Below are 12,238 nucleotides of genomic sequence, written 5' to 3' on the forward strand. Positions count from 1 at the left end.
TAAATTATAGAACCGTTTTTGTTATATCTTAAGGAGGAGGTTCCTACTTTAAAATATGATATAATATACGAAGTAATATATTTCAAAGAGAGCTCTAGTAAGATTGGGGGATTTTACGCTATCTATTTCATAAGGAGAATTCATCTTGGAATTACTATGGTTTACTTTTGATATTATTGGCACGATTGCTTTTGCCATTTCCGGAACGTTAGTGGGGATTGGCCGGCGTATGGATATTTTTGGCATGCTCGTGCTGGCCTTGGCGACCGCTATTGGTGGCGGTATTATGCGTGATTTGATTGTTGGCAATATTCCGCCCAATTCTCTGCGTACCTTTACGTATGTGTTTCTCGTAATGGCGGTTACGTTTGGTGTCTTTTTTATTTATCGAGTACGCCGAGCTCATTATATTGGCACGCGTTGGGTGCGCCGTATGTACCTAGGTGCTGATACTTTAGGCTTAGCCTCCTTTACTGTAACTGGGGCAGGGATTGGTGTGTATAGTTATCCTGAAATGCCAGTACTAGCTGTTATTTTAGGGTTGTTAACTGCTGTCGGTGGTGGTGTCATTCGCGATGTATTAGCCCAGCGAGTACCTTCTGTATTGCGCGAAGAGGTATATGCGTTACCTGCTATTATAGGGGGCATTGTGTACTATGGGTTCTATCATGCCGGGCAATGGCAGATGGCATCTTATAGTGCCTTTATTATCGTTGTAGTGATTCGTACTTTGGCCCTTCGTTATAATTGGAGTTTGCCACGGATTCGCTAAGTAATTTAGTTTTATTATATATTTTCATATGGTATAATATATAAGATTATAGATGCTATCAAAGATTGTTAGAATTATGGATATTCTTTGATGATGTTTGGCTAGGATGGGTTATTATTTTAGCTAGTTAGATATTATTAGCTGTTATTAGCTGTTATTACATATTATTAGTTGTTATTTTAGATATTGTTAATATATGGTATAACAAGTGGATTGAAAGAAGGAGTTGAGTAGCGTGGGTAAACGATTTTCCTGGTTTACAGGAGCCTTGGCGGCTGCTGTGTTATGGGGAACATCGCAAGTATCGGCGGCGACGATTTTATTTGTGCCGCAAGATAATCGTCCAGTAAGTTTGTCGTACACTGTGGATACGGCTGAAGGTGCTGGGTATACGGTGATTACGCCACCAGATTATTTAGTGTCAGGTAAAAACTATCATGGTGAAGCGGATAAGATTTGGCAGTGGGTTGACGAAAATGCGGCCCGTGCGGATGTAATGGTCTTGAGTACAGACACCTTGATTTATGGCGGTTTAGTAGATTCGCGCAAACATAATTTATCCTTAAATATGTTATTGAATCGGACGAAGCAGATTGGTAGCTTGCATGAAAAGTATCCTAATGTGCCAATTTATGCCTTCGGTACGGTTATGCGTTCCCCACGTGCTAGTGGTGGCGGTGTAGAACCTTCTTATTACGATGAATATGGTCCTACTATTTTCCAAATTGCAGCCTTGCAAGATAAATTGGATGCCGGTAATTTGTCGCAAGAGGAACAGGCTAGTTTAGTGCAATTGCAGGCTACAGTGCCTATTGAATACATGCAAGATTGGTTCAATCGTCGTCAGAAGAATATGACGGTTAACCGTGCTTTAATTGATGAAACTCGCAAAGGGGTTTTCAAATATTTTGCCCTTGGTCATGATGATACAAGTACATTATCTCAATCGGCCTTAGAAAGCCGTTACTTGAAGTTATATAGTAAGGGCCTTAAAGTCGATCAATATGGCAGTTTCCCTGGGGCCGACCAACTAGGCTTATTGCTCATTGCTCGCGCTCATGTGGACCGCAATAATTTGAAACCAACCTTTGAAGTGATCTATCCACTCGGTGGTGCTGGTGAAACGGTGCCTCATTATGAGGATCAATCCGTTGCTAAGACGATTGCAGAGCATGTGGAAGCCGTAGGTGGTACTATGACGACCACTGGCAAGCCTGATATTTTATTGGCTGTTAATACGCCACTTGGTAAGGTAACCGGCGAATCGGAAGCCTTTGAAAACTTCCCTATGATTTCCGCCAGTACCAATGCATTCTTAGATAAAATTGAAACGGCGATTAACCAAAAGGTACCTGTAAGTGTAGCGGATATTTCGTATTCTAATGGGGCGGATAATACCTTTGTATATGGTCTTTTCAAACGAGATTTACTATATAAAGTAGATGCCTATAATGGTTGGAATACGGCTAGTAATACAGTGGGCTATGCCATTGCGCAAGGGGTGCTTGGCAAAGTGATGCCAACGCAGCAACATCGCGATATGTTGACCCAACAGTATTTAGACAACTGGGCGTACCAAGCTAATATTCGTAAGGATATTTATCGGATGCAGGATTCCATTCGGACGGATAATGTTCGCTATACAGGGACTTTGAATGAAAAATTAGAAGCTTATATGGGCGAACGGGTTCAAGATTTTGCTGAAAAATATTTGAAGATTGATCCGCGTACGGTATCTGCTCGTTTCCCTTGGGGTCGTTTGTTTGAAACGGATATTACGGTGTATGATCAACCAGTAGCACCGTTACAGAAAGAGTTGCGTCTACAACGGGAAGCAGAAGCAAGGGCTAAAGCAGAAGCGGAAGCGAAAGCTAAGGCAGAAGCAGAGGCTAAGGCCAAAGCCGCTGCCAATGGTGGCGTAGCACCAGTGGCTACTGACGGTGGCATGTCCACAGTTGTACCAGTGACGAAAGAATAGACAGATTTATACGGGACGGAGGGCTTAGTCCTTCGTCCCGTTTTTATTAGAGAGGAGATCTGTTTTGAAACAGTCATTTTTACCTGAAATCACCTATATGCGAGGACTCTGTATGTTGGGCGTTATTGGGATTCACGTAGGTTCGTTTGCCTTGAGCAATCCCCAGGCCAATACGCAGCTCATCGGTTTATTGGAGATATTATCGCGCTTTACGGTGCCGGCCTTTTTCTTTTTATCCGCCTTTGGTTTGTTTTATCATACCTCTAGTTTCGATGCCTTTTCCTATAAGGACTTTTTGTGGCGTCGCTCACGGGTGGTGTTATTTCCTTATGTAGCGTGGTCCTTATTATATATTTTGTATGCTGGAGCTACGGTAGGAAATTTTGCCGGTCTATGGCCACGGTATTTAGTACCTACTTTATTCTTTGGTAATGGCTATTACCATTTGTATTTTATGGTTATTTTGCTGTGGTTTTATCTATGGATGCCTCTGTGGCGAATGATGGTGCGCGGCATTTTACAAAAGCCTATTCTATGGCTTAGTGTGCTCTTTGTGGTACAAGTGGCTTTTAACTATTGGTCGTCTTATTATAGTGGTCAAATTACGTTTCAGAATCCTTGGTTGCAATATGCCTATTCTATGAAGCTTAATTATTGGGTTTTACATTATGTGTGGATTTTCTTGCTTGGCGCTGTTGTAGCGGAGCGGTATGAAACGGTAGTAGAGGGCTTGTGGCACTATAGAGGGGCTTTGACGATTGTGTTTGCTTTGTCCGTAGCCTTAATGATGGGCAGTTATTATTATGTGTTGAGTGAACGTCATTATTCCTTGCTAGAGGCTATTTATACCATTCATCAGCTTAGCCCAATGGGGATGCTGTATACGGGGGCGGCCACTTTATTTTTCTTATTTTTCTTCTTAGCTACGCCTATGAGTAGTGTGGCTAAGGCGTTTTGGGAACAAATTGGGGCACAGTCCTATGGCATTTATTTGATTCATCCGTTTATGCTCATTATTTTGACCTTTGGTATGGCTAAAGCACAGCTTCAATATACAGCGGTTGTTGTCATTGGCCTTTACATTTGCACCGTTTGTTTATCCTATTTAGGAACCTTAGGTCTGCAACAATTACCTAAAGCAGTGCGTCGGATTTTATTAGGCCGATAGTGCAGATTTTGTAGGACTGTGCTATAATCGAAACATGATTAATACGTTTTACGGTCGGTTGTTGCTTGCAACTTGCAGCTTAGAATAGAGAGGTGTTCCAATGAAAGAGTTAACCTATTTTAATGGTGAATTTGTTGAACCAGGTGCTAAATGTGTAAGTCTTGATGATCGTGGTTATTGCTTTGGCGATGGGGTATATGAAGTAACGCGTGTATTTAATGGTCGTTGCTTTGCCTTTTCGTATCACCAAGATCGTTTGTATCGGTCTATGCGTTTCATGGACATTCCCGTGAAAATGCCACCAGAAGATTTGCAAGAATTGCATGAAATCATGATTGAACAAAGTGGTATTACCGATGGGTATATTTATTTGCAGATTACCCGTGGCGTAGAACCACGTCATCATGCGTATGACCGTGCTAAATTAGATCCTACCATGTATATGTATATTCGGCCGATTAAAGAAGATTTGAGTAAATTGGCTGAAGGGGTCAAAGCGATTAGTTTGCCTGACGAACGTTGGCATCATGTAGATATTAAGACTTTGAATTTAATCCCTAATATCTTAGCGCAGACGAAAGCGGAAAAGAAATTTGCTTACTCCGCTGTATTATTCCGTGACGGTATTTGTACGGAAGGGGCTACGTCTAATGTATTTGCCGTAAAAGATGGTATTTTATATACGCATCCAGCGGATGATTTGATTTTAAAAGGGATTACTCGCCAATTGGTAGTAACACGGGTCGCACCAACAGCTGGTGTATCTTTAATTGAAAAAGAATTTGACCGTGAATTTGTAGATAATGCCGATGAATTGTTCTTTACAGATACAATTGGTGGTATTATTCCTATTACCAAATTAGACCGTCAGCCGGTAGGGGATGGTAAAGTAGGCCCTGTAGCCACTAAATTGCGTGAAGGCTACGAAAAATTATTAGCGGAAGGCTTGGCATAAATTATTTATGGAACTTCGTACATTAACCGGCACGGCGCTTTTATTAGCGGTGGCCCTACTCAGTCAGAGTTTGCGCTTTATTTTACCGGTGCCACCGATGATTAGCATGTTCTTAATTGGCTCCTTAGTGGGCTTGAGTATGCTGGTGGCTACTATGCGCTATGGCGCCGTTAGCGGTTTAGCTATTGCGTGGGTAACGCCGGTGATTGCTTTTATGCAATCCATGTTACCCTTTGCACCTTTTATTCCTTTGGTAGGCATTGGCAATTCTGTATTTGTTATTTTAGGACGACTATTACAAAATCAGCCAGTTTGGTTACAGACTTTTGTCTGTAGTGTAGCCAAAGGGGTTGTCCTATATTGTAGTTTTTCCTTATTGTTTATTGGCTTTTCCGTGCCGTATCCAATTGAAAAGGCTGTATTGCTGATGATGAGTTGGCCACAATTGATTACCGGGGCCATTGCTGTCATGGGAGCTCGGTTTTTACTGAATCGGAAAGCCTTTAAAGTTTGGCAATAGGGCCATTACATTTTTTGAAGGATTGTATTTGAAAATTAAAATTTTCGATATATTTAATTCCTCTATTGACAGTATGTCTTTACAGTGATATGATTTTATCACGTTAAAAAATACATAGGTTCATCAAGAGTTGACTGAGGGACTGGCCCGATGAAGTCGCGGCAACCATCCAATAAGGAACGGTGCCAATTCCAACGAAGTGATAACTTCGACAGATGAAGAACAGGTAACTCTTCATGTGTTGTGAAGAGTTTTTTGTTTTTAATGTACTTTTAGATAGAGAGTGTTTTGAGAAAAGGAGAGCGATCACATGATTGAACTGACGCACATCAGCAAGGTCTATGAGGGTCCGAATCGCGTAGAAGCCTTAAAAGATATTAGCCTTTCCGTTAAAGAAGGAGAAATCTTTGGGGTTATTGGCCAAAGTGGGGCTGGTAAATCTACTTTGATTCGCTGCATTAACATGTTAGAACGACCTACGTCGGGTGAAGTAATTGTGGACGGGGTAGACTTAACAAAATTAAATGACAAAGATTTACGAGAACAACGTAAAAATATTGGTATGATTTTCCAGCATTTTAACTTGTTATCTTCTCGTACGGTATACGATAACGTAGCCTTCCCATTGGAATTACAAGGTCTTAGCAAAGCGGAAATAAAAGAACGCATTTTGCCCATTCTAGATATTGTAAAATTGAGCGATCGTTTAAACAACTATCCTTCTCAATTATCTGGTGGCCAGAAACAGCGTGTAGGGATTGCCCGTGCTTTGGCAAGTAATCCAAAAGTATTGCTTTGTGACGAAGCAACGTCCGCCCTTGATCCACAGACAACCAAATCCATTTTGGAATTGTTGAAGGATATTAATGAAAAACTAAAATTAACCATCGTCCTTATTACGCATGAAATGCAGGTTATTAAAGAAATTTGTGATCGTGTAGCGGTTATTGAAGGGGGCGTTATTTTAGAAGAAGGCCCAGTAGTTGACGTATTCACAAGTCCAAAAGAAAAGACTACGAAAGAATTTGTAAGTGCTATTATTAGTCATAAATTACCAGAAGAAGCTTGGCGTCATTTGAACGTACAGCCTACTTGGGGGGAAGGGTTACATCCTATTATTCGCCTTAATTTCGTGGGCAATGTAGTCGATGAGCCTATTGTAGCTGGCATGATTCGTCGTTTTGGTCTTGACGTAAGCATATTATTTGGCGGCGTTGACTATATTCAAGATAAAAGCTTTGGTCATTTAATTGTAGTATTGAATGGTGACCGTGCTAATGAAGAACGAGGCATTCAATACTTGAAAGAATTACCAATTGGAAGCGAGGTGATTGGCTATGTCGCAGCAAATCATTAATTTGTTGATTCAAGGGTTAGGTGAAACCCTTCAAATGACAATCATCTCTACTGTAGTGGCTACTATTATTGGTATTCCGTTGGGGGTTATTTTAGTCATTACCGGCAAAGGTCATATTTTAGAAAATAAAGCATTAAATGGTGTGTTAGGTACTGTAGTTAACGCATTGCGTTCGATTCCATTCATTATTTTGATGGTAGCGATTATTCCTTTGACACGTATCCTAGCAGGTACGTCCATCGGTACTACCGCCGCTTGTGTACCATTGACGATTGCGGCGATTCCTTTCTTAGCGCGTTTAGTGGAAACGTCTATTCGCGAAATTAATAGTGGAGTTATTGAAGCGGCGCAAGCTATGGGTGCCTCGCCATTACAGATTATTCGTAAAGTTTTATTGCCAGAAGCTTTGCCTACGATTATTGATAATATTACCGTTCTTGTAGTTAATTTAATTAGTTATTCCGCTATGGCTGGTGCCATCGGTGGCGGTGGTCTTGGGGACATCGCGATTCGCTATGGGTACCAACGTTTCCAAGGGGACGTAATGTTAGCGACGATTATTATCTTAATTGTTTTAGTACAATTGATTCAGTCTTGTGGTGATTTCTTATCCCGCAAAGTGAATAAACGTTAATTACACGCAATTATTTCGCGGTATGGTTAGCGATTTTACGGATTATTTGTGAAAAGTAGTCGGTTGCGATTTGAGAGAAAGAGGGAGATTACATGAAAAAATTAGCTTTTTTATTAGCTGCCATTGCTACGTTGGCTTTTGTTTTAGTAGGCTGCGGTAGTGATACTAAGGACAGCGCTAGTAATGCCGATCAAGAATTTTCAGTAGGGGTAACCGCTGGTCCTCATGCACAAGTTATGGACTTTGTAGCGAAAGAAGCAGAAAAGCAAGGTTTCAAGATTAAGGTTGTTGAATTTAACGATTATATTCAACCAAACATTGCATTGGAACAAAAAGAGTTAAGTGCTAACTCTTACCAACATCAACCATTCTTGGATAACATGGTTAAAGAACGTGGTCTACACTTAGTATCTGTAGGCAAAACTATCTTATTACCAATGGGTTTATACTCCAATCAGTATAAAGATTTGAGCACCGTTCCTAATGGGGCTTCGGTGGCTATTCCTAATGACCCAACTAATGGCGGTCGTGCTTTATTGTTATTACAACAAGCGGGTCTTTTAAAATTAAAAGATGGGGGCACACCAAAATCTACAGTAGCTGATATTGTAGAAAATCCTAAAAATTTACAAATTAAAGAATTAGAAGCGGCACAGATTGCTCGTTCTTTAAATGATGTAGATATTGCTTGTGTAAACACTAACTATGCATTAAGCGCAGGGCTTAACCCATTAAAAGATGCGGTCGTGGTAGAAAGTAAAGATTCTCCTTATGCTAATGTAGTAGCTGTTCGTGAAGGGGATCAAAATAGTGAAGCCCTTAAGAAATTTTTAGCTATTTATCAATCCGATGCGACTAAGAAATTCATTGAAGATACCTTTAAAGGGTCCATCATTCCGGCTTTCTAAGGAATTGTTAAAAATTAAATGATATACGAAGAAGACTTTTCCACTTTTTTGTGTGAAAGTCTTTTTCTTTTACCCCATTATGTAATATAATTAAACTAAATCTAATTACTAAGGGAGGATCTTTATGAGTGTCAATGAAAAATTACGCAACCCGATGAATGACCAATTGTTTGAGGCTATGTTAGCATTAGAAACAATCGACGAGTGTTATGAATTCTTTGAAGATATTTGTACGGTCAATGAGTTAAAAGCATTGGCACAACGTTTGCAAGTAGCGCGTATGCTAGAAGCTGGGGAAAGCTATGATAATATTGTAGAAACAACCGGTGCTAGTACCGCTACGATTAGTCGCGTGAAACGGTGCCTTGTGTATGGCGCTGATGGCTACAAGACGATTTTAAGTCGTTTGAAATGAGGCTTGTATGGATATAGTTAGTATGGTAGACCCTGCACTTTTGATGCCCCTCATTTTATTTGTGGCTGGGGCCTTAGCAGGTTTTGTAGATTCAATTGTCGGTGGCGGTGGCTTAATTTCAGTGCCCGCTATGTTGCTCACTAACTTACCGCCCAGTGTAGCCTTAGGTAGTAATAAATTGTCCAGCGTGTTTGGGGCACTTACAGCCTCTATTACCTATGCCCGCTCTGGCATGGTAGAGTGGCCGTTGGTGAAAAAACTCATGCCCATTACTTTCATTGGTTCCTTATTAGGGACTTTGTTGGTGATTAGCATTCCCCCTTTATATTTGAAACCAATTATTATTGTATTGCTCATTAGCGTGCTTTTGTTTGTGCTCTTTAAAAAAGATTGGGGCACTGTCACCACCTATGTAGGGGCTTCTAAGAAAAAATTGATTCTATTGGCTTTAGGGGCGTTAATAATTGGGTTTTATGATGGCTTTGTAGGGCCGGGGACGGGCACATTTTTAATTTTTATGTTTATCTATGCGGGTTTTAATTTTTTGTATTCTTCAGGGAATGCAAAGTTATTGAATTTTACAAGTAACTTAGGATTTTTGCTATTATTTCTAGGCCTTGGTCATGTGGATTATGTACTAGGGTTATCGGCCGGGGCGGGCCAAATTATTGGTGCTACGTTAGGTTCTCGTTTAGCTATTAAGAAGGGCGTAGGTCTAGTTCGTTTTGTGTTTATTGCGACAACGGTAAGTATGCTTTGTAAATTAACTTACGATTACATAGTGACCCATTGGTAAGCGAAGGAAGGTGATGATATGCCGATGAATAGTGAAAATCAAGTAGCTCTTATTAGTGGAGGCACGTCTGGCATTGGCTTCGCTACGGCGCAACTACTCTTAAAACAGGGCTGGTGCGTAGTCATTAATGGGCGTAACGAACGGGCTGGGCAAGAAGCAGTTGTAAAATTACGACGTATTTCATCAAAAGTTCGCTTTGTGCAAGGCGATGTTAGTAAAGTTATGAATTGTCGGCGCATTGTGGAAGAAACGTGTCGTTTATTCGGCGATGTTAGTGCTTTAGTAACGGCAGCGGGGTTTTACAAAGAAGAACTATTAGATGATGTGACGGAACAAGACTTTGATGAAATGATTGGGACTAATGTAAAAGGGACTGTCTTTTTATGCCAAGCAGCAGCTCCTTGCTTGCGTCGCACTAAGGGGAGTATTGTTACCGTGTCTAGTGATGCGGGCTTGCAAGGCAATGTGGCATGCTCTGTTTATGGTGCTTCTAAGGGGGCCATTGTAAGTTTTACCAAATCCTTGGCTCTTGAAATGGCCGTACATAATGTGCGGGTTAACTGTGTATGCCCTGGTGATGTAGACACTTCATTGGTGGCTCGGCAGTTAGCAGAAAGTAATCAGACTTTTGAAGAAGCTATGGAAGAAATGGCCACTCACTATCCGCTAGGACGTATTGCCAAACCAGAAGAAATTGGCGAAGTAATTGCCTTTTTGTTAAGTTCTAAGGCTTCTTTTGTAACGGGCGCTGCGTGGACTATTGATGGTGGGCTCACTAGTTGGTAAGCTTTATTTTGCATAATTTATATAGGAAAAAAGAGGAGTTTTTTCTCTTAATATAGAAATAATTATAGTAAAGGTCTATAATTGAATTACAGTGTTAAACTTTACAGGTGATAAAGGAGCGATATAGATGGAAGACGTAAAAGATTTGATGACTCATCCTGAGGGAACGTTAGCAGCCGTAGAAGCAGAATTAGCGAATCGTGATGCTGAAATTGAAACAATTTGCCGTTGGGCTGCCGCACGTGCTGGCGTGCTTGTGATGGCACCAAAACTTAGTACGACTGCTTTAATTGCCAATGATGCTTATATGGTAAGCCGTATTGCGGCGGTATATGGTCATACGGCAACAGCAGGTGCTATTATTGGCTTCCTCGGTGGTCTTGGTGGTAGCTTAGTGAGTGCCTTGTTGACTTCCGTATTTCCTAATCCAAAAGTTAAAATTCCATTGGCTATTTGCTTGACGTATGCAGTGGGCAAATGCGCTAAACTTTGGGTAGAAAGTGGCATGCCTATGCCTGGTGATTTCTCTGAATATAGAGAACGCTTGGTAGAAATTATTGATTATAATAAAACAACCATTAAAGCCTTAATGGATTCACCTATGAAAAATAAACCATTAGGGGACGAAGATAAAGATTTCTTAGCGGAAGCAGGCGTGGATAGTGACGATTTCCTAGGCCTTAGTCGCCTTAATTTAGGCAATATGTTAAGTGCTGATACGTTGTCGAGTCTTGGCTCTTTGAAAAATGTAGTCCTTGGGGTAGCCGCCGCTGCTGTAGCAGGCGTAGCTGGTAAAGCGATTGCTAATTCTGACAAGGATTATGTAGCTAATGCAAAACATGCGTTAGCTGGTATTGGTTCTTTATTGGCCACTGTGGGTGAAACCGCCCTTGATTTAGCAGCTGGTACAGCTTCGTCGGCTATTAAATCCACTGGTGATGCTAAGTCCACCGTACTTGGTAAAGTGAGTGATATTTTAGCAAGCGCTGGTGACACTAAAAGCGATGTAGTAGAACGGGTAAGCGACTTTGTGGCCTCTGCTGGTGATAAAAAATCAGAAGTTGTAGAGAAAGTAAGCGATGTAGTAAATGGCGTGAAAGATAATTTTACAAAATAACATCAAAGACATAGTTGTTGTAAGTATAATGTTTCAGAGCCTTTAACTGGTTTGACTACATCAGTATAGGTATACACAATAGGAGTGAGTTTTAATGAGTCCTTTGAAATTATTGAAGTATGCGAAATTCTTTTCGTCTGCTAAATTTTTACGGTTTGCCAGTGGGGTAGGCAAGAATGTAGCCTTCCTACGCCGTGCTTGTATTTTGTTTTATTGTTTCCGTGATCCAGATACCCCTAAATATGTTAAAGCTGTTATTGCCGGCGCTTTAGGATATTTGATTTTGCCAATTGATATTATTTCGGACCGTATTCCCGGTCTTGGCTGGGTCGATGATGCAGCGGTTATTGCGTTAGCTTTCAAAGTCGCTAATCGTTCTATTAAGCCTATGCATCGTGAACAGGCTCAAAAATTAGTACCATTTGGTTCAGAAGATTAATATAAAAGTATGGAAGCTATAAAAGCTTTGAAGCTAAAAAGGATTGAAGCTATAAAAGCTTTGAACCATATAAAAGTTTTGAAGCCGTAAAAAAGTTTTGAAGCCGTAAGATCAAGTACTAAATCAGTTAATATATTGGCTGGGTAAGGTAAACAGAACTAAAAATAGCAAATAGTAGTAAATAATAAAGAGGTCGTTATGCATACGGCCTCTTCCTTATTTTCGTTAAGCAATATATTGTTATTTATTGTGGGTTATAGGACAAAACGTGTTGGTAAAAACAGCTATAGTATCAGTAATTATCCTGTCTCTTATCCACCTCTGACGCTGCCGACGACATACTCTGTGTATCTTTAGCTGGCACGCGCTGTATTTTCAACGCACACAATGCTT

13 protein-coding genes and 1 riboswitch are annotated in these 12,238 nt (G+C 40.6%); all 13 genes read left to right on the forward strand.

Annotation, left to right across the window (positions count from 1 at the left end):
• Positions 1 to 145: 145 nt before the first annotated feature.
• The 13 genes from VER_RS07985 (at position 146) to VER_RS08045 (ending at position 11,845) form a co-directional block, all read left to right on the forward strand.
• The gene (locus VER_RS07985; protein ID WP_162100311.1) at positions 146 to 772 is read left to right on the forward strand and encodes a trimeric intracellular cation channel family protein; all 627 of its coding nucleotides are present in this window, start codon (positions 146 to 148) and stop codon (positions 770 to 772) included.
• 235 nt (positions 773 to 1,007) lie between these two features.
• Positions 1,008 to 2,750 carry a DUF4127 family protein gene (locus tag VER_RS07990; protein WP_162100312.1) on the forward strand — a complete coding sequence of 581 codons (1,743 nt, stop codon included), beginning with the start codon at positions 1,008 to 1,010 and terminating at the stop codon, positions 2,748 to 2,750.
• A gap of 64 nt (positions 2,751 to 2,814) precedes the next feature.
• Complete coding sequence (locus tag VER_RS07995) at positions 2,815 to 3,918, forward strand: acyltransferase (RefSeq protein ID WP_162100313.1); 1,104 nt, start codon at positions 2,815 to 2,817, stop codon at positions 3,916 to 3,918.
• 100 nt (positions 3,919 to 4,018) lie between these two features.
• A complete protein-coding gene (gene dat, locus VER_RS08000; protein WP_162100314.1) occupies positions 4,019 to 4,873 on the forward strand; it encodes a D-amino-acid transaminase in 855 nt (284 codons plus the stop codon).
• Between the two features lie 7 nt (positions 4,874 to 4,880).
• A complete protein-coding gene (locus VER_RS08005; protein ID WP_162100315.1) occupies positions 4,881 to 5,393 on the forward strand; it encodes a hypothetical protein in 513 nt (170 codons plus the stop codon).
• Between the two features lie 117 nt (positions 5,394 to 5,510).
• Positions 5,511 to 5,615: riboswitch (SAM riboswitch) on the forward strand.
• Positions 5,616 to 5,703: 88 nt separating this feature from the next.
• Complete coding sequence (locus tag VER_RS08010; RefSeq protein ID WP_162100316.1) at positions 5,704 to 6,750, forward strand: methionine ABC transporter ATP-binding protein; 1,047 nt, start codon at positions 5,704 to 5,706, stop codon at positions 6,748 to 6,750.
• Positions 6,731 to 7,384: a methionine ABC transporter permease gene (locus VER_RS08015; RefSeq protein ID WP_162100317.1), complete on the forward strand. Its 654-nt coding sequence runs from the start codon at positions 6,731 to 6,733 to the stop codon at positions 7,382 to 7,384. The genes VER_RS08010 and VER_RS08015 overlap by 20 nt, the downstream gene beginning before the upstream one ends.
• A 92-nt stretch (positions 7,385 to 7,476) precedes the next feature.
• Positions 7,477 to 8,292 carry a MetQ/NlpA family ABC transporter substrate-binding protein gene (locus VER_RS08020; protein WP_162100318.1) on the forward strand — a complete coding sequence of 272 codons (816 nt, stop codon included), beginning with the start codon at positions 7,477 to 7,479 and terminating at the stop codon, positions 8,290 to 8,292.
• A 124-nt stretch (positions 8,293 to 8,416) separates the two neighbouring features.
• Positions 8,417 to 8,707, forward strand: coding sequence for a YerC/YecD family TrpR-related protein (locus VER_RS08025; RefSeq protein ID WP_162100319.1), 291 nt, complete (start codon positions 8,417 to 8,419; stop codon positions 8,705 to 8,707).
• Between the two features lie 7 nt (positions 8,708 to 8,714).
• Positions 8,715 to 9,503, forward strand: coding sequence for a TSUP family transporter (locus VER_RS08030; protein WP_162100320.1), 789 nt, complete (start codon positions 8,715 to 8,717; stop codon positions 9,501 to 9,503).
• 18 nt (positions 9,504 to 9,521) lie between these two features.
• On the forward strand, positions 9,522 to 10,289 hold the full coding sequence (locus VER_RS08035) for an SDR family NAD(P)-dependent oxidoreductase (RefSeq protein WP_162100321.1): 768 nt from the start codon (positions 9,522 to 9,524) through the stop codon (positions 10,287 to 10,289).
• A 127-nt stretch (positions 10,290 to 10,416) separates the two neighbouring features.
• Entirely contained in the window at positions 10,417 to 11,406 is a 990-nt protein-coding gene (locus VER_RS08040) for a hypothetical protein (RefSeq protein WP_162100322.1), read from the forward strand.
• Positions 11,407 to 11,500: 94 nt separating this feature from the next.
• Positions 11,501 to 11,845: a YkvA family protein gene (locus tag VER_RS08045; RefSeq protein ID WP_162100323.1), complete on the forward strand. Its 345-nt coding sequence runs from the start codon at positions 11,501 to 11,503 to the stop codon at positions 11,843 to 11,845.
• Positions 11,846 to 12,238: the final 393 nt, after the last annotated feature.

This window comes from Veillonella sp. R32 (assembly GCF_010093125.1).
GTDB lineage: Bacteria > Bacillota > Negativicutes > Veillonellales > Veillonellaceae > Veillonella_A.